The 24,302-nt window shown below is 66.5% G+C and carries 20 protein-coding genes; 11 read left to right on the top strand and 9 right to left on the bottom strand.

Annotated elements, in window-relative coordinates; translation table 11 throughout:
* Position 1: 1 nt before the first annotated feature.
* A complete protein-coding gene (locus ABIB28_RS05625) occupies positions 2 to 1,327 on the bottom strand; it encodes a hypothetical protein (RefSeq protein WP_354286975.1) in 1,326 nt (441 codons plus the stop codon).
* Positions 1,328 to 1,482: 155 nt separating this feature from the next.
* Positions 1,483 to 3,240, bottom strand: coding sequence for a class I adenylate-forming enzyme family protein (locus tag ABIB28_RS05620; protein ID WP_354286973.1), 1,758 nt, complete (start codon positions 3,238 to 3,240; stop codon positions 1,483 to 1,485).
* 143 nt (positions 3,241 to 3,383) lie between these two features.
* On the opposite strand from ABIB28_RS05620, the gene ABIB28_RS05615 reads away from it, so the two are divergent.
* From ABIB28_RS05615 to ABIB28_RS05590, 6 genes are all read left to right on the top strand, one after another.
* The gene (locus ABIB28_RS05615) at positions 3,384 to 4,607 is read left to right on the top strand and encodes a serine hydrolase domain-containing protein (protein WP_354286971.1); all 1,224 of its coding nucleotides are present in this window, start codon (positions 3,384 to 3,386) and stop codon (positions 4,605 to 4,607) included.
* Between the two features lie 119 nt (positions 4,608 to 4,726).
* Positions 4,727 to 6,760: a 3-hydroxyacyl-CoA dehydrogenase NAD-binding domain-containing protein gene (locus tag ABIB28_RS05610; RefSeq protein WP_354286969.1), complete on the top strand. Its 2,034-nt coding sequence runs from the start codon at positions 4,727 to 4,729 to the stop codon at positions 6,758 to 6,760.
* 91 nt (positions 6,761 to 6,851) lie between these two features.
* Entirely contained in the window at positions 6,852 to 8,168 is a 1,317-nt protein-coding gene (locus ABIB28_RS05605; RefSeq protein WP_354286967.1) for an amidase family protein, read from the top strand.
* 4 nt (positions 8,169 to 8,172) lie between these two features.
* Positions 8,173 to 9,354: an acyl-CoA dehydrogenase family protein gene (locus ABIB28_RS05600; RefSeq protein WP_354286966.1), complete on the top strand. Its 1,182-nt coding sequence runs from the start codon at positions 8,173 to 8,175 to the stop codon at positions 9,352 to 9,354.
* A 107-nt stretch (positions 9,355 to 9,461) separates the two neighbouring features.
* Positions 9,462 to 10,589 carry an acyl-CoA dehydrogenase family protein gene (locus tag ABIB28_RS05595; RefSeq protein WP_189675259.1) on the top strand — a complete coding sequence of 376 codons (1,128 nt, stop codon included), beginning with the start codon at positions 9,462 to 9,464 and terminating at the stop codon, positions 10,587 to 10,589.
* 157 nt (positions 10,590 to 10,746) lie between these two features.
* Entirely contained in the window at positions 10,747 to 11,622 is an 876-nt protein-coding gene (locus ABIB28_RS05590) for an acyl-CoA thioesterase (RefSeq protein WP_354286964.1), read from the top strand.
* Between the two features lie 3 nt (positions 11,623 to 11,625).
* Here the strand turns inward: ABIB28_RS05590 and ABIB28_RS05585 are convergent, their stop codons facing one another.
* From ABIB28_RS05585 to ABIB28_RS05565, 5 genes are all read right to left on the bottom strand, one after another.
* Positions 11,626 to 12,426, bottom strand: coding sequence for an SDR family NAD(P)-dependent oxidoreductase (locus ABIB28_RS05585; protein ID WP_354286962.1), 801 nt, complete (start codon positions 12,424 to 12,426; stop codon positions 11,626 to 11,628).
* A 97-nt stretch (positions 12,427 to 12,523) separates the two neighbouring features.
* Positions 12,524 to 13,288: an SDR family oxidoreductase gene (locus ABIB28_RS05580; protein WP_133189434.1), complete on the bottom strand. Its 765-nt coding sequence runs from the start codon at positions 13,286 to 13,288 to the stop codon at positions 12,524 to 12,526.
* Between the two features lie 107 nt (positions 13,289 to 13,395).
* The gene (locus tag ABIB28_RS05575; protein ID WP_354286959.1) at positions 13,396 to 14,451 is read right to left on the bottom strand and encodes a phosphotransferase family protein; all 1,056 of its coding nucleotides are present in this window, start codon (positions 14,449 to 14,451) and stop codon (positions 13,396 to 13,398) included.
* Positions 14,451 to 15,536 (bottom strand): Zn-dependent alcohol dehydrogenase, encoded by a 1,086-nt coding sequence (locus ABIB28_RS05570; protein ID WP_354286958.1) that lies wholly within the window; start codon positions 15,534 to 15,536, stop codon positions 14,451 to 14,453. Before ABIB28_RS05570 ends, ABIB28_RS05575 begins: the two co-directional genes overlap by 1 nt.
* A 114-nt stretch (positions 15,537 to 15,650) precedes the next feature.
* Positions 15,651 to 16,928, bottom strand: coding sequence for an acyl-CoA dehydrogenase family protein (locus ABIB28_RS05565; RefSeq protein WP_354286956.1), 1,278 nt, complete (start codon positions 16,926 to 16,928; stop codon positions 15,651 to 15,653).
* Positions 16,929 to 17,072: 144 nt separating this feature from the next.
* On the opposite strand from ABIB28_RS05565, the gene ABIB28_RS05560 reads away from it, so the two are divergent.
* From ABIB28_RS05560 to ABIB28_RS05550, 3 genes are all read left to right on the top strand, one after another.
* The gene (locus ABIB28_RS05560) at positions 17,073 to 18,329 is read left to right on the top strand and encodes a TetR/AcrR family transcriptional regulator (protein WP_354286954.1); all 1,257 of its coding nucleotides are present in this window, start codon (positions 17,073 to 17,075) and stop codon (positions 18,327 to 18,329) included.
* 109 nt (positions 18,330 to 18,438) lie between these two features.
* Positions 18,439 to 19,623, top strand: a complete 1,185-nt coding sequence (locus ABIB28_RS05555) for an acyl-CoA dehydrogenase (protein WP_354286952.1) — start codon at positions 18,439 to 18,441, stop codon at positions 19,621 to 19,623.
* Positions 19,624 to 19,728: 105 nt separating this feature from the next.
* Positions 19,729 to 20,856, top strand: a complete 1,128-nt coding sequence (locus tag ABIB28_RS05550; protein ID WP_354286950.1) for a CaiB/BaiF CoA transferase family protein — start codon at positions 19,729 to 19,731, stop codon at positions 20,854 to 20,856.
* Here the strand turns inward: ABIB28_RS05550 and ABIB28_RS05545 are convergent.
* On the bottom strand, positions 20,853 to 22,139 hold the full coding sequence (locus ABIB28_RS05545) for a sugar MFS transporter (RefSeq protein WP_133189448.1): 1,287 nt from the start codon (positions 22,137 to 22,139) through the stop codon (positions 20,853 to 20,855). The two genes, ABIB28_RS05550 and ABIB28_RS05545, sit on opposite strands and share 4 nt — an antisense overlap.
* 138 nt (positions 22,140 to 22,277) lie before the next feature.
* On the opposite strand from ABIB28_RS05545, the gene ABIB28_RS05540 reads away from it, so the two are divergent.
* Together ABIB28_RS05540 and ABIB28_RS05535 are read left to right on the top strand one after the other, a co-directional pair.
* Positions 22,278 to 23,039 (top strand): class II aldolase/adducin family protein, encoded by a 762-nt coding sequence (locus tag ABIB28_RS05540; protein WP_133189450.1) that lies wholly within the window; start codon positions 22,278 to 22,280, stop codon positions 23,037 to 23,039.
* 103 nt (positions 23,040 to 23,142) lie between these two features.
* Positions 23,143 to 23,325, top strand: coding sequence for a hypothetical protein (locus ABIB28_RS05535; protein WP_133189452.1), 183 nt, complete (start codon positions 23,143 to 23,145; stop codon positions 23,323 to 23,325).
* Positions 23,326 to 23,360: 35 nt separating this feature from the next.
* On the opposite strand, the gene ABIB28_RS05530 is transcribed toward ABIB28_RS05535, so the two are convergent.
* Entirely contained in the window at positions 23,361 to 24,158 is a 798-nt protein-coding gene (locus ABIB28_RS05530; RefSeq protein ID WP_354286947.1) for a DODA-type extradiol aromatic ring-opening family dioxygenase, read from the bottom strand.
* Between the last annotated feature and the right edge of the window lie 144 nt (positions 24,159 to 24,302).

Raw genomic sequence — 24,302 nt, 5'->3', positions numbered from 1 at the left:
GTCACACAGCGCGCGGGCGGAGCCGGACACTTGGCTCGCGCGCGGCAAGCTGACGCAGGATCAGCGCGAGCATCCAGCCCGCCGCGAGGATGAGGAACGGCATCGCGGGATAATGATACCGCGTCTGGCCGGTGAAGCCGAACGCCGTCAGCGTCGCGAACGCCGGCATGCAGCCGAGCAGCAGCAGCGGGGCGCGCTCCCAGCGTCCACGACTCCGATCGCGCACCGCGATGCCGAGCGCGAACAGGCCAAGACCGACGAGCGCCATGTAATAGAGCTGGTCGACACCCTGCACGGCCCGCCACACCGTCGAGCGATCGGGATAGGTCTTTTCGAGCGACCAGAAAGCGTCCGAATCCTTCAACCACAGCAACACCATCTTGCGGATGCCGAGCACGCTCCATTGTGCGGGATGCGCCGCGATCCAGTGTGTCGCGCGCGCCTTGAAGCGGCGGTCGAGCTCGACCTGCTGCGCGACGCGCTGGCTATAGGGGATGCCGACCATCTCGTCCCAATAGGGCGTGCGCTCCCACGCGAACCAGTCGCCTGTAGCACGATCGTTCGCGCCGTAGAACAAGGCGACGCCGCCATTGGTCGAGACCGGCACGAACGCCCCCATCTGCGCGACGTTGCGCAGCGACCAGGGCAGCACCACCGCCGCTAGCGTGATGTGCACCAGCACCGCCGCCCGCAGCGCATCGCGCCAGCGAAAATCGCGGAACGCCAGCAACATCGCGACGATCACGCCGATCGGGAACAGCATCATCTGTGCGCGCAGCAGCGTCGCGAGCCCGAACAGCGCGCCAGCGCCGATCAGCGCGAGGCTGCGCTTGCGTCCGACGATCAGCAGCACGAAAGCCCCCATGCCGATCGCGGTCGACGCGGTCTCGGAACACGGCTGTCCGACATAGGCGATGTGCGCGGGATAGAGCGCATACAGCAGCAACGCGATTCGCGTCGCCAGCGCGCCTGCGCCGAGCGCCCGACCGAGCCACACGATCGCGCCGAGGATCATCGCGACCGACACGAGGTTGACCAGCAACGGCCCGAACAGCCCGGGCCCGAACAGCAGCATGCTCCCCGCGAGCAGCGCCGGATAGCCGACCGGCCAGAACGCGGTCGGGTGCCCAGCCTCCTGATAGCCCATGCCGCGCGCCATCTCGGCGGCGCGGACCATGTACCATTCACCGTCGGAAACGGGATCCTGCGGCAGCAGCACCAGCATGGCGAGCCGTAACAGCAGCGCAAGCGCGAACAGCGCGGGCACGACCCATGGCGCGGTCTCGATCGTCGCGATCCGTGCGCTCAGTGATCGAGTCGCCGCCATACCCCGCCCTTCTCTGTTCCCCATGACAGAGCAAAGCGTCAAAGCCTTGCAAACGGCCAGCGCGTTAAGACCGAATTTACCATATGCACGGGTAAAATCGTTGCCGCGGCGTTAACGGAGCTGGTTAAAGTCCTTTGGCGGGACCGGCGGTGGCGTTACGCGACCGCGATAAGTCGATCCTCGAAGAGCGCCTTCAAGTCCTTTTTGAGGATCTTGCCATTGGCGTTGCGCGGCAAGGTGTCGTCGACGAAGCGGATGGCAACGGGGGTCTTGAAGATCGCCAGCCGCGCGCGAACCCATGCCTGGAGCTCGGCCTCGCTCACGCTCGTGCCGGGCCGCAGATGGACCACCGCCGCCGGCTCCTCGCCCAAGGTGCGATGCGGCAAGCCGATCAGCGCGCAGTCGGTCACCGCTGGGTGGGCGTAGAGGACGTTCTCGACCTCCGACGAATAGATGTTCTCGCCGCCGCGGATGATCATGTCCTTGGCGCGGTCGACGATGTAGAGGAAACCCTCGGTATCGAGCCGCGCGAGATCGCCGGTGCGCACCCATCCATCGACAAAGGTCGCCGCGGTCGCCTCGGGCTTGTTCCAATAGCCTTTCACGATCATCGGGCCGCGCGCCCACAATTCGCCGACTTCGCCGATCGGCAGCTCGGTCGTCCCATCCTCGTCCATGATCTTGAGATCGGCGACGGGGGCCGGCGGCCCGGCGCTGGTCGGCCGTGCGAGATAATCCTCGCCGCCATGCCCGGTGACGGTCGCCATCGTCTCGGTCATCCCCCAGCCGTTCGACGGCAGCGCGCCGAATTCGGTGTAGATCCGCCGCACCAGCTCGGGTGCCGAGGGCGCGCCGCCATAGGCAATCGCCTCGAGCGAGGAGAGATCGTACTTCGCGCGGTCGGGATGCTCGAGGATCTGCCACGCGATCGTCGGCACGCCGCCGGTAACCTGCACCTTCTCGCGCTCGATGATCTCCATCGCGCGGACCGTGTCCCATTTGCGCATGAAGACGAGCGTGTTGCCCGCCGCGATCGACATCATCATCGTCGCGCTGCACGCGGTGACGTGGAACATCGGGATCACGGTGAGAAAGGTCTTGGGCTCGGGCGCCGGCGGCGCCTCGCCGCGCCGCAGGAAGGCACGCGCGCCGCCGAACGCCGAGGTCAGGATGTTGGTCGTGAGGTTGCGATGCGTCCCCAGCGCGCCCTTGGGATGGCCCGTCGTCCCGCTGGTATAGAAGATCGTCGCATCGTCATCGGTCGCGATCTCGGCCGTGGGCAAGTCGCGCTCGGGCAGCGTCGCATAGCCGGTCGGCGTGCCGATCAGGTCCTCGAGCCGAACCGCATCCGCGCCGAGCGCGACCGAGGCGCGCGCGACGACGGTAGTCTCGACCGCCGCAAACGCCGCGCCCTCCGCCACCAGTCGCTGATAGCGCTCGTCGTCGACGAACAGCAGCCGGCAACCCGAATCGGTGATGCCATACGCCAGCTCGCCCGCGGTCCACCATGCGTTGAGGGGCACGATAATCGCGCCGATGCTTGCCGCGGCAAAGAAGATCACCGGCCATTCGGGCAGATTGCGCATCGCCAGCCCGACGCGGTCGCCCTTGCCGATCCCCATCTCGACCAGCGCGTGCGCCAGCGTCGCGACCGCGCGGAAATTGGCGTCGTAGCTGACGCGTTCGTCCTCATAGACGGTGAAGATCCGATCGCCATGCGCACGCGATGCCGCGATCAGCCAGGCAAGCGTCGGCGGGGCGTTCTTCCATACGCGAGTCGGGATGCCGCGGATCGGGATCGTCTCGATCTCGAACTTGCCACCCGGCGCGACCAGCGCCGCCTCGACTTGCGGCAACGTCATCCTGGGCCAGGCCGGATCGAGCGCGACGAGCGGTTCGATATCCACGATCATCTCTCCTCAAGCGCGCCAGATACCCGGTGAGTTGAAACTCGGGTTTGCCGCGGAACACTGTTTCAGCAAGGTTAGTGTTGATTCGTGCGCCACTCAAGGCAATAGGGTGTCATCGCTTTCGAACAGGGGGTATGGAAACCACGATGGCTGCAAACCTGCCCCCCGCCGCGCGGTTCGACTCAGGCCGTCTCGCCCGGATCGATGCCTTTCTCAAGGAACGCTATCTCGATTCGGGAAAGCTGCCGAACGCGCAGCTGCTGATCGCGCAGCGTGGCGAGATCGTCCATTTCTCCTCGCAAGGCGCGGCGCGCGAAGGTGGCGGCACGGCGATCGACGAGGGCTCGCTATTCCGCATCGCCTCGATGACCAAGCCGATTACCTCGATCGCGTTCATGATGCTGGTCGAGGAAGGCAAGGTCGCGCTCGATACGCCGGTTCACCACGTGCTGCCCGAATTCAAGGATATCGGCGTCTATAACGGCGGCGGCGCGGGCGTGCCGTTCCAGACCCGGCCGACGAGCGACCCGATGCGGATGGTCGATCTGCTGCGCCATACCGCGGGGCTGACCTACGGCTTCCAGAACCGCTCGAATATCGATGCCGCGTACCGCGAGGGACGGATCGAGAATTGGCATGGCGGGCTCGATCTCGACGGGCTCGTCGCCGCGCTCGGCCGGCTGCCGCTCGAATTCTCGCCCGGCAGCGCGTGGAATTACTCGGTCGCGACCGACGTACTCGGCGCGGTCGTCGCGCGCGTCTCGGGGCTTTCGCTGCCCGAAGTCTTCGCAACGCGCATCTTCGCGCCGTTGAAAATGGACGACACCTTCTTCCACGTCCCCGCAGATAAGATCGACCGGCTGACCGATTGCTACACGCTCGCCGCCGGCAAGGGCCGCGTGCTCTACGATCGCGGCGCGGCGAGCGCGTGGAGCAAGCCGCCCAAGCTCGTCTCGGGCGGCGGCGGGCTCGTCTCGACCGCGCTCGATTATCATCGTTTCTGCACGATGCTGCTGAACGGCGGCGAGCTCGACGGCGCGCGGATCGTCGGGCGCAAGACGATCGAGCTGATGACGATGAACCACCTCCCCGGCGGTGCGGATCTCTCGACGCTGTCGAAATCGCTGTTCAGCGAGGCGGCGAATGCAGGAACCGGTTTCGGGCTCGGCTTCGCGGTCAACATCGACGTCGCGCGCTCGATGATCCCGGGGTCGGTCGGCGAATATTATTGGGGTGGCATGTTCTCGACCGCCTTCTTCGTCGATCCCGTCGAGCAGCTGCACATGGTGTTCATGACGCAAGTGTCGCCGTCGAACATCTACCCGATCCGACGCGAGTTGAAGACGTTGATTTACAGTGCCTTGACCTAACCCATCCGTCGCCCCGGCGCAGGCCGGGGCCGCTGGGTCGGGCGCGCGTCGCTGACGTCGCGGACCACCTCCAGCGGCCCCGGCCTTCGCCGGGGCGACGTTCGTAGCAGGAGAGAAGAATGACCGGCCCGATCACCACCGAACTCCACGACGACGTCCTCGTCATCATTTCGAACAACCCGCCGGTCAACGCGCTCGGCGCGGCCGTGCGCCAGGGGCTCGAGGCGGGGATCAAGGAGGGCCTCGCCAATCCGCAGGTCAAGGCGATGGTGATCCGCTGCGACGGCCGCACCTTCTTTGCCGGCGCCGACATCACCGAATTCGGCAAGCCGATGCAGGAGCCCGGCCTCCCCACCGTGGTCGACATGATCGAAGCGTCGGACAAGCCGGTTATCGCCGCGATCCACGGCACCGCGCTTGGCGGCGGGTGCGAGGTGACGCTCGGCTGCCACTATCGCATCGCCGTGCCGAGCGCGAAGATCGGCACGCCCGAGGTCAAGCTCGGCTTGCTGCCAGGGGCCGGCGGAACGCAGCGCATCCCGCGCATCGCCGGGGTCAAGCTCGCGCTCGAAATGACCGCCAAGGGTGATCCGATCCCGGCCAAGCTCGCGCTGTCGGCCGGCCTGATCGATCGCTTGGCAGGTGAGGACAGCCTGGCCGCCGACGCGATCGCCTTTGCGCGCGAAGTCGCCGACACCAAGCCCCTGCCCCGCGCCCGCGAGAAGGTCGCGCACGCCGACCCCGAAGCCGTCGCCGCGTTCAAGAAGGACAACGCCCGGCGCTTCCGCGGCTTCGATGCCCCCGCCGCCAACATCGCCTGCGTCGAGAAGGCGGCCGACGGATCGAGCTTCGACAAGGGCATCGCCTTCGAGCGCCAGGAATTCATGAAGCTGATGATGGGCGTCCAGTCCGCTGCACAGCGCCACATCTTCTTCGCCGAGCGCCAGGCCGCCAAGATCGACGGCATCGACCCCAAGATCGCGCTGCGCGAGATCAAGCGTGTCGGCGTGATCGGCGCGGGCACGATGGGCGGCGGCATCTCGATGAACTTCCTGTCGGCGGGCATCCCCGTGACGATCGTCGAAATGGCGCAGGACGCGCTCGATCGCGGTGCCGGCACGATCCGCAAGAATTACGAGGCCTCAGCCGCCAAGGGCCGCTTGAAGCCAGAACAGGTCGAGGCAGCGATGGGCGCGCTCAACCCGACGCTCGATTTTGAGGCGCTCGCCGAGTGCGATCTCATCATCGAGGCAGTGTACGAGAATATGGACGTGAAGAAGGAGATCTTCACCCGCCTCGACGCGCTCGCCAAGCCCGGCGCGATCCTCGCCTCGAACACGTCGTATCTCGACATCGACGAGATCGCCTCGGTCACCAAGCGGCCCGGTGACGTGGTCGGCATGCACTTCTTCTCGCCCGCCAACGTGATGAAGCTGCTCGAGGTCGTCCGCGGCGCGCAGACCGAGGACGATGTCCTCGCCACCGTGATGGCCCTCGCCAAGACGATCAAGAAGGTCGCCGTGGTCGCCGGCGTGTGCGACGGGTTCATCGGCAACCGGATGCTCAAGCCCCGCCAGGTCGAGGCGATGAAGCTGCTGATGGAAGGCGCCACCCCCGAGCAGATCGACCGCGTCCATGTCGCGTTCGGCATGCCGATGGGGCCGTTCCAGATGAGCGATCTCGCCGGCGTCGACATCGGCTGGCACCGCGACCCCAACCGGATCGAGAACATCCGCGACGCGCTCGCCGCCGAAGGGCGCTGGGGGCAGAAGACCGCCAAGGGCTTCTACGATTATGACGAGAAGCGGAACCCGACGCCCAGCCCCCGCGTGGCCGAGATCATCGAGGATTTCCGCTCGAAGTCGAACATGCAGAAGCGCGAGATCAGCGATGAGGAGATCGTCGAGAAGACGCTCTACACGATGGTCAACGAAGGCGCGTTGATCCTCGAGGAGAAGATGGCGCAGCGCGCGAGCGACATCGATGTGGTATGGATCTACGGCTATGGCTGGCCGGTCTATCGCGGCGGGCCGATGTTCTGGGCCGATACCGAGGGGCTCAAGAAGATCGTCGCCGGGCTCGAGAAGCACGGCTTCGCGGTGGCGGAACTGCTCAAGTCGAAGGCGGAAAGCGGCGGTCGGTTCAATGGATGAGCAAACCGCCGTCGCCCCGGCGAAGGCCGGGGCCGCTGGGAGTGAGGCACCCGACTCGCATCACGGCAGGACGACCCCGGCCTCCGCCGGGGTGACGGCGGTCCGGTCCGCGCTCCAGACCGCCGCCGCAATCCGTAGCGGTGAGACCACCGCGCTCGCCGAATGCGATGCCGCGATCGCGCGGATCGAGGCGGGCGACGGCGAGATCAACGCCGTCGTCGTCCGCGATTTCGATCGCGCGCGCGATGCCGCGCGCGCGATCGACGCTTGCCCCAAGGACGCGACAAGCGTGCTGCTCGGCGTGCCGATGACGGTCAAGGAAAGCTTCGATGTCGCCGGGCTCGTCTCGTGCTGGGGCTTTGCCGAACATGCCGATTTCGTCGCGACCGAAGACGCGGTCCAGGTCACGCGGCTCAAGCAAGCCGGCGCGGTCATCCTCGGCAAGACCAACGTCCCGGTCGCGCTCGCCGATCTCCAGACCAACAACCCGGTCTATGGTCGCACGCGCAATCCGATTGATCATGACCGCGTTCCCGGGGGATCGTCGGGCGGCGCGGCGGCGGCACTCGCCGCGGGGTTCGTGGCCGTCGAGATCGGCTCCGACATTGGCGGATCGATTCGCCTGCCCGCTGCCTTTTGCGGCGTGTGGGGCCACAAGCCGACGTACAATGCGCTCAACGCGTTCGGCCACAATTTCCCGCGCACGCAAAGCTGCGGGGTGGCGCTCAACGTCGCCGGGCCGCTCGCGCGCGATCCCGACGATCTAGAGGCGCTGTTCGGCGTGATGGGCGGCGACGCGCTCGCCCGCCCCGCGCCGCGCGGAGCCGGCGAATGGCGGATCCTGCTGCTTCCGGAACATCCGCTCGCGCGCTCGCAAGCGTCGATCGAGGAAGCGATCGCCGCGGTCGGTGCGGCGTTCCGCGCGGAAGGCGCGCAGGTCGACGATGCCAGCGCCTTGCTGCCAGATCTCGTCGCGCAACACGGCGCCTATATCCACATGCTGCTCGTCGCGATGGCGCGCGGCGCGCCGATGGACGGCGGGCAACCGCTTCCGCTCCCCGATTGGTTCACGCTGGTCGATGCGCAGGCCAAGAGCCGTCGCGATTGGGCACGGCTGTTCGGCGCCTATGACGCGGTGATCGCGCCCGCCTGGGGCACCACCGCCTATCACCACGACGACACCCCGCTCGCGACGCGGATCGCGATGATCGACGGTGTCGACACGCAAGCCGCGCTGCAAATGGCCTATCCCGGCCTCGCCACCTTCCCGATGCTGCCCGCGACGAGCGTGCGGATCGGCACCGACCCCGACGGTCTGCCGATCGGCGTCCAAGTGATCGCCGATTACAATCGCGACTTCACCGCCATCGCGGTGGCGCGCGCCGCCCATGCCTTGATGAGGAGTTGATTCCATGACGCAAGACCTCGACACTTTCCGCAGCGAAACCCGCGTCTGGCTCGAAGCCAATTGCCCGCCCGAAATGCGCCAACCCGTCCGCTCCGAAAAGGACGCGTGCTGGGGCGGCCGCAACCCCGATTTTCAGCCGGGCCAGAAGGAGTGGATGGACGCGATGGCGTCGCGCGGCTGGACCGTGCCCGATTGGCCCAAGGCGTATGGCGGCGGCGGCCTGTCGCCTGCCGAAACCAAGATCCTGCGCGAGGAAATGGCGGCGATCAAGGCGCGCAATCCGCTCAATTCGTTCGGCATTTCGATGCTCGGGCCAGCGTTGCTGAAATACGGCACCGAGGAGCAGAAGCTCGAATATCTCACCAAGATCGCACGCGGCGAGATCCGCTGGTGCCAAGGGTATTCCGAGCCCAATGCCGGCTCGGATCTCGCCAGCCTCGCGACCTCGGCCGAGGATGCGGGCGATCATTACATCGTCAACGGCCAGAAGGTATGGACGTCCTACGCCGACAAGGCCGACTGGATCTTCTGCCTCGTCCGCACCGACAAGAGCAGCAAGCAGGGCGGGATCAGCTTCGTGCTGTTCGACATGGCGAGCGAAGGCGTCTCGACCAAGCCGATCCTGCTGATCTCGGGATATTCGCCGTTCTGTGAGACCTTCATGGACAATGTGAAGGTGCCCAAGTCGCAGCGCATCCATGAAGAGAATAAGGGCTGGGACGTCGCGAAGTATCTGCTCGGGCATGAGCGCGAGATGATCTCGGGCATGGGGCTCGCCTCGACCGGCGGCAATCCGCTGCTCGACGGTGCAATCGCGACGATCGGGCTCGATTCGGAAGGGCGCCTCGCCGATCCGCTGCTGCGCGCGGCGATTGCGACGTTCGAGGTTCGCGCGAAAGCATTCGGATCGATGTCCGAGCGCTTCATCGACGAGCTGAAGGCCGGTCGCGCACACCCGGCGCAGCCCTCGATGATGAAATATTACGGCACCGAGCTCAACAAGAGCCGCCACGAGCTGATGATGGCATCGGGCGGATCGGACGCGCTCGAATGGGAGAGCGAAGGCTCGCGCGGCGGCGCCGAGGCGCGCGCCTGGCTGCGCACCAAGGCCAATTCGATCGAGGGCGGGACGAGCGAGGTCCAGCTCAACATCATCGCCAAGCGCATCCTCGAATTGCCGGCGTAAGCAACGTCGCCCCGGCGAAGGCCGGGGCCGCCGCGTTGCCGCGCGCAACGCCGCGAGTGCACGTATCACAGCGGCCCCGGCCTTCGCCGGGGCGACGGAGTTTAGCAATGCCCCTGTTTCTCAACGAAGACCAAACCGCCCTGCAGGACACGATCCGCGATTTCGTCGGCGAGCAGGCGCCCGTCAGCCACATGCGCGGGCTTCGTGACGCCAAGGATGCGACCGGCTTCAGCCGCGACCTGTGGAAGAGCTTCGCCGAGATGGGCTTCACCGGCCTCCTGATCGGCGAGGATGAAGGCGGGCTCGGGCTCGGCCATGTCGAGGCGGGCGTCGTGCTCGAGGAGATCGGCCGCAACCTGTCGCCCTCGCCGTTCCTCACCACCGCAGTCGCGGCGGTCGAGGCGCTCAAGGGCACGGCGCATGCCGCGCGCTGGTTCCCCGGCATCATCGCTGGCGACACCGTCGCTGCGCTCGCGATCGACGAGGCCGCCAAGCACCGCGACAGCGTCGGCCTCACCGCCGAGCGTTCGGGCAACGGCTTCAAGCTGACTGGCAAGAAGCAGTTCGTCACGCACGGCCATGTCGCCGACCTGCTGATCGTCGCCGCGCGCACCGCCGGCAGCGCCGACGACGCCGAGGGCGTGACGCTCTTCGCGATCCCCAAGGACGCCGCCAACCTCACCGCGACCCCCGAGCGCCTTGCGGACGCGAGCCTCGCCGCGCGGCTCGAGTTCGATGGCGTCGAGGTCGATGCCGATGCGGTGATCGGCGACGTCGATGGCGGCCGCTCGCCGCTCGACCGGCTGCTGCGCGCCGGCCGGACCGGCGCCTCGGCCGAATTGCTCGGCGTCGGTGGCGGCGCGATGGACATGACGGTCGGCTATCTCAAGCAGCGCAAGCAGTTCGGCACGTTGATCGGTAGCTTCCAGGCGCTCCAGCATCGCGCCGCGCACCTGTATTCGGAGATGGAAGTCGCGCGCGCCGCGGTGCTGAAAGCCCAGCAACTGCTCGATCTCGATAGCCCACATGCCGACACCGCAGTCTCGGTCGCCAAGGCGATGACCGCGCTGGCGACGACGCTGTCGGTGCAGGAAGGCGTCCAGATGCACGGCGGGATCGGGATGACCGACGAATATGACATCGGCTTCTACATGAAGCGCGCGCGCGTGCTGGCCGAGATGTTCGGCGATGCCAACTTCCACGCCGACAAGGTTGCACGCGCGGCAGGGTATTGATTCCCCACGGAACGAGGAGGGGGACCGCGCGGCTTCTTCAGCCGAGTGGTGGAGGGGGACCTCCACCAACACCAGGCCCGAGGCACGCCCCCTCCACCGTTCGATCAAGGCTCACGGTCCCCCTCCCCGTCCCGGGGAGGAAGCGTTAAGGCACACCATGACCGACCCAACCCCCGCCCAACTCGCCCAGAACCTCGTCGATTTGCTCGACATCGAGGAAATCGACACCGATCTCTATCGCGGCATTCGCGGCACCGACGGTTTCGGCCGCGTGTTCGGCGGGCAAGTCATCGCGCAGGCGCTGCAGGCGGCGCAGCGTTCGACCGATGTCCCTAAGCAAGCGCATTCGCTCCACGCCTATTTCATGCGCGCGGGCGACGAGAGCCACCCGATCCTCTACCGCGTCGTGCGCGATTTCGACGGCAAGAGCTTCGCCACGCGCCGGGTCATCGCGACGCAGCGTGGGCTTCCGATCCTCAACCTCGCCTGCTCGCTGCAAGTCCCCGAAGGCGGCCTCGCGCATCAGGACGCGATGCCGGACGTGCCGCCGCCCGAGGATCTGACCAGCGACCGCGAGCTCCGCCTTGCGATGATCGACCGCATCCCCGAGAAATTCCGTGGCGTTTTCCTGCGCCCGCGCATGGTCGACATCCGCCCGGTCAGCCCCCGCAGCTGGCTCGACCCGGTCGAGCAGGAGCCCCGCCAGAACAGCTGGTTCCGCGTCGTCGCGCCGATCGGCGATGATCCCGCGCTTCACCGCGCGATCCTGGCGTACGCTTCCGACATGTCGCTGCTCGGCACCGCGACGCTGGCGCACGGCGTCAACTGGATGACGCACAAATTGCAGACCGCCAGTCTCGACCACGCGCTGTGGCTGCACGAGGATTTCCGCGCCGACGAGTGGCTGCTCTATGTCTGCGACAGCCCCTGGGCAGGCCATGCGCGCGGTTTCAACCGCGGCAAGATCTTCGCGCGCGACGGGCGGCTCGTCGCGAGCGTCGCGCAGGAAGGGCTGATCCGCCTGCGCGAGTGACCGCTACACCGCCGTCTTGCCATATTCCTGCTTGGTCACCGGATGGCTGCTCGACAGACCGCCATCGACCGCGATCGCCTGTCCGTTGACGTAGCTCGCCGCATCGGAGGCGAGGAACGCCGCGACCTCGGCCAGTTCCTCGGGCTGCGCGCCACGCCGCAATGGGTTGAGCCGGCCTACGCGATCTATCTTCCCCGCTTCGCGCGCGTAATCGAAGGTCGGCTTGGTCATCCCCGTTTCGGTCAGCCCCGGGCAGATCGCATTGACGCGCACGTTCGATCCCGACAGCTGCTGCGCCGACACCATCGCGAGGTTGATCACACCCGCCTTCGACGCCGAATAGGCCGGCGATCCGGCGCCCGAGCGGATCCCCGCAACGCTAGCCGTCAGCACGATCGCGCCGCCGCCGCGCTCTGCGATCTTGGGGGCAGCGTGCTTGATCGCGAGGAACGGCCCGATCAAATTGACGCGCAGCACCTCGGTGATCAGCGCGACATCGGTGTCGAACAGGTTCGCCATCCCGCCGGAGATCCCGGCATTGGCGAACATGATGTCGAGCCCGCCATAATATTCGCACGCGACGTTGACCGCGCGGATCACGTCGTCCTCGTTGCCCGCGTCGATCTGGATCGCGTGCGCCGCGCCGCCCGCCCGCTCGATCATCGCGGCGGTTTCGTGGACCGTTTCGCTCTGATCGGCGACGATCACGCTGCCGCCGTCCTTCGCGAACAGCAACGCCGTCGCGCGCCCGATGCCCGAGCCCGCCCCAGTGACGATGATCGATTTTCCGCTGAACCGTGCCATTGCATCCTCCGTCGCCCCGGCGAAGGCCGGGGCCGTTTCGTTTGAGGCACACGCGTGCCAAGCCACACCGGCCCCGGCCTCCGCCGGGGCGACGGCGCTAGATGGTAACCCCGCCATCGAGCACGATCGTCTGCCCGGTCATGAAGCTGCTCGCCGCGCTGGCCAGAAAAACGACCGCACCGGCAATCTCCTCGGGCTCGCCGATCCGCCGCAGCGGCACGGTCTTGTTCGCGGCCTCGATCCGCTCGGGATCCTCCCACAAAGCGCGCGCGAAATCGGTCTTGATCAGCCCGGGCGCGATGCAGTTGACGCGGACATTGTCGGGCCCGAATTCATGCGCAAGGTTGCGCGCGAGCTGCATGTCGGCGGCCTTGGAGATGCAGTACGCGCCGATTACGGTCGACCCGCGCAAGCCCCCGATCGACGAGACGATGACGATGCTGCCCGACCGGCGTTCGCGCATCTCGGGCGCGACCATCGAAATCAGCCAGTGGTTCGAGACGATATTGTTGTCGAGAATCTTGCGGAACTGCTCGTCGGCGATCCCGGCTTGCGGGCCGTAATAGGGGTTCGACGCGGCGTTACAGATGAGCACGTCGATCTGGCCGAACGCCATGCGGGTGGCGTCGACGAGGTGCTGGAGCCCCGCTTTGTCCGAGATGTTGGCGGCAACCGCGATCGCCGTGCCCTCGCCGAAGCGCGCGTTGAGCTCGGCGGCGACCGCATCGCAGGCGTCCTGCTTGCGGCTCGAGATGACGACCTTGGCGCCGTGTTCGGCGAGCTCGAACGCGCTCGCCTTGCCGATCCCGCGCGAGGACCCGGTGACGATGGCGACTTTGCCGGTAAGATCGAATTGCGACATGCTGACTCCCCTCCCGCTTGCGGGAGGGGCTGGGGGTGGGCCTGTCCGCAGGCGCTCCGCCACTTCCCTCCCCTAACCCCTCCCGCAAGCGGGAGGGGAATAAGAAACTAAGCCCCCGCCTTCACCGCGAAATCCCACGCCGCATCGGCCAGCCGGTACACGCCTGCCGCCGACTTCTCCGCCTGCGCGCTCGACGCGGTCCCCTCGACAATCCGCTTCTTGATCCCCTGGACAATCCCGGTCAGCCGGAAGAGGTTGTACGAGAAATACCAGTTGAGATCGGGCACGCCGTCCCGCCCCGTCGCCGCGCAATAGCGCTCGACCATCGCCTCGATCGTCGGGATTCCCGTCGCCGGCCCGGTATGCCCGAGCACCCCCGACCGCCCCTCTGGAGCGGTCACCCAGCTCATCAGGAAATAGGAGAAATCGGCCAGCGGATCGCCGAGCGTCGACAATTCCCAGTCGAGCAACGCAATCACGCGCGGCTCGGTCTTATCGAAGATCATGTTGTCGATGCGGTAATCGCCATGCACCACCGAGGTGCGCGTCTGTTCGGGCACGGTGCGGCCGAGATACTCGATCAGTTTCTCGACCTGCGGCATAGGCTCGGTTTCGGACGCACGATACTGCTTGGTCCAGCGCGCCACCTGGCGTTCGAAATAATTGCCGGGGCCGCCGTATTCGCCGAGCCCCGCGGCGACATGATCAGTATTATGCAACGCCGCGAGCGTGTCGCACATCGCGTTGTAGATGCCGGCACGCTCACCAGGCGCGTAGTCGGGCAAGGTGCCGTCCCACAGATTGCGCCCATCGGCGAAGCCCATCACGTAGAAATCGGTGCCGATCACCGCGGGGTCGGTGCACAGCCCATAGGGTTTCGCGACCGGAAAACCCGTCGGATAGAGCCCCGCGATCACCCGATACTCCCGGTCAACCGCATGCGCCGAGGGCAACAGCACCCCCATCGGCTTGCGCCGCAACACATAGGTGCCCGAGGGCGACTCGATCTTGAAGGTCGGGTTGGACTGCCCGCCCGCAAACTTCGCGTAGCTCAGCGGCCCCACAAAGCCCTCGACATTGGCGACCATCCACGCCGTCAGCGCGGCCTCGTCGAGCCGGTCCTTCTCGGGAACGGCGATCGTCTGGGGCGCGAAATCGTCCATCACGAAAACTCGATCACGGAGCGCACGGTGTCGCCGGTGCGCAAGTTTGCGAGCGCGTGGTTGACGTCCTCGAGCTTGATCCGCTCGGCGACCATCGTGTCGAGGTCGAGCTTGCCGTCGAGATACATCTGCACCAGCCGCGGCAAATCGATCGGGAAGCGCGTCGAGCCCAGCAGCGAGCCTTGCAGCTTCTTGCCCGTCAGGAAGGTCGGCCCCGCAATCTTCACGTCGTTGCCCGGCGCGATCATGCCGAGAATCGTCGCAGTGCCGCCGCGCCGCAGGATCGTCCAGGCGAGCTCGGCAGTGTTGCTCCGCCCGACCGCTTCGATCGCGTAATGCACCCCGCCGCCGGTCATCCCGAAGACTTTCTTGGCGAGGTCAGCATCGTTCGAATCGAGCGTGTGCGTCGCGCCGAGCTTCTCGGCGAGCGCGCGCTTGTCGGCGACGGGGTCGATCGCGATGATCTGCCCCGCGCCGGCGATCTTGGCGGCATTGATCGCGGCGAGCCCGATCCCGCCGCAGCCGATCACCGCGACGCTTTCGCCGGGGCGCAACTGGCTGTCGTTGAAGATAGAGCCCGCCCCGGTGATCACCGCACAGCCGAGCAAAGCGGCTCGGTCGAGCGGCATCTCCTTGCTGATCGCGACGCAGGCGTTTTCGTGGACCAGCATCATCTCGGCGAACGCCGACAAATTGAGGAACGGCGCGAGCGGCGTGCCGTCGTTCAGCGCCAACCGCGGCGGTGCGCCCTTGGGCCGCCGCGTCGAGGGATCGACACACAAAGACGGCCGCCCGGTGACGCACATCTCGCACGCGCCGCAGAACACGGTGAAGAAGGTGATGACATGGTCGCCGACCTTGAGATGCGCGACGTCCGAACCGACCGCCTCGACGATCCCCGCCGCCTCGTGCCCCGGCACGGTCGGCATCGGGTGCGGGAAGGCACCGTCGACGAAGTGCAGGTCGCTGCGGCACACCCCGCACGCCACGGTGCGGATCAGCACTTCGCGCGGGCCGGGGTCGGAGATCGCGACATCGTCGATCACCAGCTCGGTGTTCGGGGCGTAAAGGATGGCTGCTTTCACGTGTCCCTCTTTTTCTCTTCGTCACCCCGGCCTTGTGCCGGGGTCCATCTCACCACTCACGCATCGTAGGCGAAGCGCGGTGGGCCCCGGCACGAGGCCGGGGTGACGGTTAGTTTAGCGCCGCACCGCGTCCTTCGCCGCAACTGCCGCCGGCAGATCCGCGTACTTGCCGAACTCGTTGCGCGCGATCGCCCGGTTGTGCACTTCGTCGGGACCATCGGCGAAGCGCAGCGTGCGCATCGCGGCCCAATCATGCGCCAGCGCGAAATCGCCCGACACGCCGCCGCCGCCATGCGCCTGGATCGCATCGTCGAGGATCTTGAGCGCCATGTTGGGCGCCTGCACCTTGATCATCGCGATCTCTTGCTGCGCCGACTTGTTGCCCGCTCTGTCCATCATGTCGGCTGCCTTGAGGCAGAGCAGCCGCGTCATCTCGATGTCGATGCGCGCGCGCGCGATGCGCTCCTCCCACACCGACTGGTCGGCGATCCGCTTGCCGAACGCGACGCGGCTCAGCAGCCGCTTGGCCATCGCCTCGATGCCCGTCTCGGCGACGCCGATCGTGCGCATGCAGTGATGGATGCGGCCCGGCCCCAAGCGCCCCTGCGCGATCTCGAACCCGCGGCCCTCGCCGAGCAGGATGTTCTCGACGGGAACGCGGACATTTTCGAGCAAGACTTCGCCGTGACCGTGCGGCGCATGGTCATAGCCATAGACCGACAGCATCCGCTTGATCGTCACGCCGGGCGCATCCATCGGCACGAGGATCTGGCTCTGCTGGCTGTGGCGCGAGGCGTCGGGGTTGGTCTTGCCCATCGTGATCGCGATTCTGCAGCGCGGATCGCCGACGCCCGACGACCACCATTTCGTGCCGTTGATGACGTATTCGTCGCCGTCGCGGACGATCGAAGTCTCGATATTGGTCGCGTCGGACGAAGCGACCGCCGGCTCGGTCATCAGGAAGGCCGAACGGATCTCGCCGTTCATCAGCGGGCGCAGCCAGCGCTCCTTCTGCTCGAGCGTGCCGTAGCGGTGGAGCACCTCCATATTGCCGGTGTCGGGAGCCGAGCAATTGAAGCATTCGCTCGCCCAACCGACCTTGCCCATCTCCTCGGCGCATAACGCATATTCGAGATTGGTCAGCTGCGTGCCTTCGAAGACGAACGAATCATCGACATGGCTCTGACCCGAATGCGGCGGCATGAAGAAATTCCACAGGCCGGCGGCCTTGGTCTTTTCCTTCATCTCCTCGATCACCGGAATGACCTTCCAGCGCTCGCCGCTATGGTGCTGCTCGTCATATTCGGCCTGGCGCGGGCGAATCTGCTGGTCGATGAACCCCTTCACACGATCCCTGAAATAGATCTCGCGTTCGCTGAAGCTGAAGTCCATCTGCTCTCTCCAATCGGGTCGTTGGGAGGCTGGGTATACCGTACCGCGTTTTCGGTAAAGCGTCTTTGGCGTGGAAAAGCCACGCATTGCCCGCGCGCACGAAAGGGACTGTTTCTTCTAAAAGATGATGTTACAGATTGCCGCATGGAGGCCAACGACACCATTCCGACCGCCGAGAGCCTGGACTCCGACACCAGTACCAAGCGCTTCCGCGCCAAGCGCGACGCGATCCTCGCTGCAGCGGCCGAAGCGATCAACGAACAGAGCGCCAAGGGCATGACCTTCGCCGATGTCGCGCGCCGTGTCGGGCTCAACACGACGAGCGTGACCTACTATTTCAAGCGCAAGGAAGACCTCGCCGCCGCCTGCTTCGAGTACACGCTCGAAAAGCTGCTGGCGATGCTCGACGAATCGCTGCTCGAGCCGACGCCGCAAGCGCGCGTCGCGAAATACCTCTCGCTCAACATGATCCGGCTCACCCGGATCCAGCGCGGCGAAGAGACCGCGTTCGCGATCCTGTCGGATCTGCGCGCGATGGAGGAGCCCGTGCTCGGCAAGTTGATGGCGGGCTGGCGCGAAGTGTTCCGCAAGACGCGCAGCCTGTGGGGCCCCGCCGCCAACCGCGCGCAGACCGATCTTCACGGCGGGCGCGCGCATGTGCTGCTCGAGAACACCTTCTGGCTGCCGATCTGGCTGACGCGCTATGATCCCGATCAATATCCACGGATCGAGGAACGGCTGATGGACGTGTTCGCCCACGGCATCGCCGGGCCGAAAGCGAGCTGGGATCCCGAGCTGATCGATCTGGCGCATGACGAGCCCGAGCCCGGGCGCGAGGCGTTCCTGCTGGCCGCGACGCGGCTGATCAACCAGCTCGGCTATCGCGGTGCCTCGGTCCAGAAGATCGCGTCCGAGCTCAACGTCACCAAGGGCAGCTTCTACCACCATCTCGATGCCAAGGACGATCTGGTGCTCGCGTGTTACAAGCGCAGCCTCGATACCGTCGCCGACGCGCAGCGGCTCGCCGACGAGCGCGGCGGGAGCCATTGGGAGCGGCTGTCGGGGACGATCGCGACATTGCTCGACGTCCAGTTTTCCGAACGTGGGCCACTGCTGCGCACGACGGCGCTATCGGGCCTGCCGAGCGAATCGCGCACGCAGATGGTCGACCGTTCGAACCGTATCGCGCGTCGCTTCGCCGGCACGATGAGCGACGGCATCGCCGAGGGTTCGATCCGCCCGGTCGATCCGCTGATCGCGGCGCAGGCGCTGATGGCGATGCAGAATGCGGCGTTCGACATGCGCAAATGGGCACATACGATGACACGCGAGCGCGCGATCGGATATTATGCCTCGACCCTGGCGTTCGGCTTGTTCGACGACCGGATCTTACAACAATAGTCGTCACCCCGGCGCAGGCCGGGGCCGCTGGGTTTGGGGCACGATCTTCGCGTCATAATCCAGCGGCCCCGGCTTCCGCCGGGGCGACGTGGAAATCAAAGGACCTGACATGGCCGACATGGCGCGTTTCGATTGGGCAGACCCCTTCTTCCTCGACGATCAGTTAGAAGATGACGAGCGGATGATCCGCGACTCTGCGCGCGCCTATGCGCAGGACAAGCTCGCCCCGCGCATCGTCGACGCCTTCCAGAACGAAACCACCGATCCCGAGATCTTCCGCGAGATGGGTGCGCAAGGCCTGCTCGGCCCGACCGTTCCCGAGGAATATGGCGGCGTCGGCGCGTCCTACGTCGCCTATGGCCTCGTCGCGCGCGAGGTCGAGCGGATCGATTCGGGCTATCGCTCGATGATGTCGGTGCAGTCGAGCCTCGTGATGTACCCGATCTTCGCTTATGGTTCGGAAGCGCAGAAGCGGAAGTATCTGCCAAAGCTGGCGAGCGGCGAATGGATCGGCTGCTTCGGCCTGACCGAACCCGATGCCGGATCGGACCCCGGCAGCATGACGACGCGCGCGAAGAAGATCGACGGCGGCTATTTGCTGTCGGGCGCCAAGACCTGGATCTCCAATTCGCCGATCGCCGACGTGTTCGTCATCTGGGCGAAGTCGGAAGCGCACGGCGACGGCATTCGCGGTTTCATCGTCGAAAAGGGCGCCAAGCGGCTCGCCACGCCCAAGATCGAGGGCAAGCTGTCGCTGCGCGCCTCGATCACCGGCATGATCCTGATGGACGAAATCGAGCTGTCCGAGGATGCCTTGCTCCCCGACGTACAAGGGCTGAAGGGTCCGTTCGGCTGCCTCAACCGTGCGCGCTACGGGATCAGCTGGGGCGCGCTCGGCGCTGCCGAATTCTGCTTCCATGCCGCACGCCAGTACGGGCTCGACCGTAACCAGTTCGGCACCCCGCTCGCCGGGCGCCAGCTCTACCAGAAGAAACTCGCGGACATGGAGACCGAGATCGCGCTCGGGCTACAGGCGTCGCTGCGTGTCGGCCGCCTGATGGACGCGGGCAAGTTCGCGCCCGAGATGATCTCGATCGTCAAGCGCAACAATGTCGGCAAGGCGCTCGATATCGCGCGGATGAGCCGTGACATGCATGGCGGCAACGGCATTTCGGGCGAATATCAGGTCATGCGCCACATGATGAACCTGGAAACCGTCAACACGTACGAGGGCGCGCACGACGTCCATGCGCTGATCCTCGGTCGCGCGATCACGGGGATCGCCGCGTTCTGATGGCGCACCGCCCTTCCCGTCACCCCCGCGCAAGCGGGGGTCCCGCTTCTTCTAGCGGCGGGAAGAAGCGGGATTTCCGCCTTTGCGGGACTGAAGGAGGATAGGATGAACGGCCGAGCATCAGCCCCCCTGACCGGCCTGCGGATCCTCGAAATGGCGGGGATCGGGCCCGGCCCGTTCTGTGGAATGATGCTGGCCGACCACGGCGCCGAGGTGATCCGCGTGGAACGTCCCGGCCCGCCGGGGCTGACCGATCCGACGCGCGACCCGCTGCTGCGCTCGCGCCGGACGATCGCGCTCGATCTCAAGCAGCCCGAGGCGGTCGCGGCGGTGCGCCGCCTGGCGGGGACGTGCGACGGGCTGATCGAGGGCTTTCGCCCGGGCGTGATGGAGCGCCTCGGCCTTGGGCCCGACGTGCTGATCGGCGATAACCCTCGGCTCGTCTATGGCCGCATGACCGGCTGGGGGCAAAGCGGCCCGCTCGCCCACGAACCCGGCCACGACATCGATTATATCGCGATCTCGGGCCTGCTCCACGCACTCGGCGAAGCAGGCCGCAAGCCGACCGCGCCGATCAACCTTGCAGGCGATTTCGGCGGTGGCGGGATGATGCTCGCGTTCGGGATGCTCGCCGCGATCCTGCAGGCGCAGGCGAGCGGCACGGGTCAGGTCGTCGATTGCGCGATGACCGAAGGATCGGCGGTGCTCGCCAGCATGATCTGGGGGTTTCGCGGCATGGGCCAATGGAGCGGCGCGCGCGGCACCCATTTGCTCGACGGCGGCGCGCATTTCTACGACACCTATGAGACCGCCGACGGCAAATGGATCGCGGTCGGCGCGATCGAACCGCAATTCTACGCCGCGCTGCGCCGCGTGATGCACCTCGACGGCGCCGAATGGGACGCGCAGTTTGCGCCGGCCGTCTGGCCGCGGCTCAAGCAGGAACTGGCGTATCGCTTCAAGCAGCGCAGCCGCGACGCATGGGTCGCGGCGTTCGACGGGCACGAGGCGTGCGTCGCGCCCGTGCTGGCGTTCGAGGAAGCCGCCGCGCATCCGCACAACGTCGCGCGCGGTGCATTCGTGACCGCGGGCGGCGTGACGCAGCCCGCCCCCGCCCCGCGGTATTCGGTCAGCGAAACCGTGGCCCCGCGCATGGCTGGCGCGCAGGACGGCGCCGCGATCCTGGCCGAAGCGGGCTTCGCTCCGGCCGAGATCGAGGCGCTGCTCGGTTAAGCGACCACCGGCTTGCGCGCGAAGACGCCGTAGCAGGCGATGATCGCATAGCAGGCCGCGGGCAGGATCATGGCGAAGCGCAGCCCGCTCTGATCGGCGATCAGGCCGGTCAGCGGCGGGATGATCGCGCCACCGACGATCGCCATCGCCAGCACGCCCGACCCCTCGGCCGCACGCTTGCCGAGGCCTTCGCTCGCCAGGCTGAAGATCGTCGGGAACATGATCGAATTGGTCAGCCCGATCGCGAGCAGCGACCAGCCCGAGACGAGCCCGGTGGTGTGCGTCGACAGCGCGATCAGCGCGATCCCGGCGATCGCGACGCCGGCGAGCACCTTGCCCGGCGAGACGTAGCGCAGCACGGCTGCCCCGATGAAGCGCCCGACCAGCGCGCCGCCCCAGTAGAACGGCACATGCTTGCCCGCCGCCTCGGCACCGAGCGCGAGCGTATCGGCCTGCGTCAGATAGCTGACGATTAGCGAGCCGATCGCGACTTCGGCGCCGACATAGAGGAAGATGCACAGCGTGCCGAAACCAAAGCGCGGCAGGCGGAGCAGCCCGAACGCCTTGACGATGCTGCCCTGGTCATCGACCGCGGTCTGCAGCCGGTTGCGGCGCGTCCACACGACGGCCGCGACGATCACCAGCGCCACCGCGAGCCCAATATAGGTGTGCACGACGGTCTGCGTCTCGGCGGTGCGATACGCGTCGAGCGCAGCGCCGGTCAGCGTCTTGGGATCGATCCTCGCGAGCGACCCGAGGATCACGATCGAGCCGACATACGGGAAGATCGTCGTGCCGAGCGAGTTGAACGCCTGCGCGAAGGTCAACCGGCTCGACGCGGTCTTGGGCGGCCCGAGCAGCGAGATCAGCGGGTTGGCGACGACTTGCACCATCGTGATCCCCGCCGCGAGCACGAACAGCGCGAGCAGGAACACCGCGAACGTGCCCGACTGCGATGCCGGCACGAACAGCAGGCAGCCCGCGGTCATCGTCAGCAGGCCGATCGAGGCCGAGCGCATATAGCCTGCCTTGCGCACGATCGCCGCGGCGGGGATCGAGAAGACGAAATAGGCCGCGAAAAACGCCGATTGCACGAGCAGCGCCTGCGCATAGCTCAGCGTGAACAGGTCCTTGAGCTTGGGGATGATCACGTCGTTGAGGCTGGTGATGCCGCCGAAGATGAAGAACAGGGCGAACACGAAGACCTGCAGGTCGGGCGCGTTGATCCCCTTGGTGGCGATTTCGTCGGTGCCGTGCGGCGTCGTGGCGGCCTCTATGTGCATATGCGATCCCCTAATCGGCCGCTCTCGCCGCCAGTCTCTCTCGTAGCATCCCTTGCCCCGCCGACGCCCGGTCTGGCAATCCGCAGAATGCCATGCGATACCCAGCGCCTAGAACAATCCGGATCAGGAGAGTCCGCCATGGCTACCGCCGCTGTCGACCGCGTGCAGATGTCCGAAGCCGAATGGGAAGCGCGCCAGGAGCTCGCCGCCTGTTACCGGGTCTTCGCGATGCTCGGCTGGTCCGAGATGATCTACAATCATATCACGCTCAAGATCCCGGGCGAGGACGGTGCCTTCCTGATCAACCCGTTCGGGCTGCACTTCAGCGAGGTGACGGCATCGAGCCTCGTCAAGATCGACATCGACGGCAACAAGCTCGACGACAGCCCCTACCCCGTCAACCGCGCGGGCTTCGTCCAGCACGCGCTGTTCCACCGCCACTTGCCCGACGCGCATTGCATCATGCACACCCACACCACGGCCGGGATGGCGGTCAGTTCGCTCGAGGGCGGGCTGCGCGCGACCAATTTCTACGCGTGCAACTTCGCCGGGCAGATCGCCTATCACGACTTCGAGGGCGTGACGGTCCGCGACGAGGAAGGCGCGCGGCTGCTCGAGCATCTCGGCAACAAGCGCGTGATGCTGCTCAAAAATCACGGCATCCTGGTGATGGGCAAGACGCTGCCCGAGGCGTTCATCAAGCATTGGTCGCTCCAGCGCGCGTGCGAGATCCAGATCGCCACAATGTCGATGGGAACGCCGATCGAAGTGACGCCCGACGTCGTGGCGGTCCACCAGCGCGATCTGCACATGGCGCAAGTCCCGGGCGGCGCAGGCGCTGCCGATTTCGCGGCGATGGTGCGACTGGTCGACAAGATCGACACCGGCTGGCGTGCTTGATTCTCGCAGCAAAGCCAATCTAATCAATAACCTGTTATAGCACTCTTGCCTCCCACGGGCACGCGCCTAACCTCGGTCGGGCCTTACCGTGTGGAGACCAAGAATGCTCAAGATCCTGCTTGTCGCTGCTACGCTTTCGCTCGCCTCGACACCCGTCATGGCGGCGCCGTGCAAGGACGCCAAGGGCCGCTTCATGAAGTGCCCGCCCGCCAAGCCGGTCGCGACCAAGTGCCGGTTGAACGGCAAGTTCGCCAAATGCGGCACGCCCGGCGCGAAGCCCGCCTGATCGTCGCGGGGCGGCGCTACGCCGCCCCGCACGCTTCATCCGAAGCGATAGCCCGACACCACCCACCCCATTACGACATCGCGGTAATCGCAGATCGCCGCATCCTCACCGCCAGCACCGAGCGCGACCATCAGCGGGAGCAGATGCTCGGCCTCGGGATGCGCGAAGCGGGCGTTGGGCAGCGTGTCCCAGGCGGCGACGCGTGCGGCGCGCGCCACCGGATCGGGATCGGTCACCGCCGCGGTCAGTGCGACAGCCCAGGCCGCGGCGATCGGCGTGACCTGGGGCCCGCGCGCGCGCAGATTGTGGAAGCTCATCCCCGATCCGACGATCAGCACGCCTTCGTCGCGCAGCGGTGCGAGCGCTCGCCCGATCGCGATATGTCCCGCCGGATCGAGATCGGCGCGCAATGAGAGTTGGACGAGCGGGATGTCGGCACCTGGCACCGCAACCATCATCGGGATGAACACGCCGTGGTCCCAGCCGCGCTCCTCGCCGTGATGCGCGATCCCTGCGTCGGCGAGCAGCGCGCTCACGCGCTGCGCGAGCGCAGGATCGCCGTGCGACGGCCAGTCGAGCCGATAGGTATGCGGCGGGAAGCCGAAATAGTCGTAATCGAGCGGATGCCCGTCGCCGGTGTTGATAGCGAGTTCGGGCGTCTCCCAATGTCCCGACACGAGCAAGATCGCGCGCGGCCGCTCGGGCAGCGATGCGATCAATCCGGCAAGGTACGCCTGCATCGGGCGCCACATCGGGTCGGGCAGGCCGCCGGCTGGATCCATGAAGAAGCACGGGCCACCGCCATGCGGGATGAAGAGCGTTGGAAGTTTCATCCCCGCTATATCGGGCGCGGGCGCCGCGCCGACAATCGCGCAGCCGGAAACGGCGCGTTTCGCGGTGTTCGCCGCATGCTTGCCGGGCCGGTCGCGCGCGGGCATGGTCGTCGCATGTCCCGGCCACTCGCCCCTGCCCCACGC

Source organism: Sphingomonas sp. UYEF23 (assembly GCF_040546165.1).
Taxonomy (GTDB): Bacteria; Pseudomonadota; Alphaproteobacteria; order Sphingomonadales; family Sphingomonadaceae; genus Sphingomonas; species Sphingomonas glacialis.
This window is presented reverse-complemented; position numbering and strand designations above follow the sequence as displayed.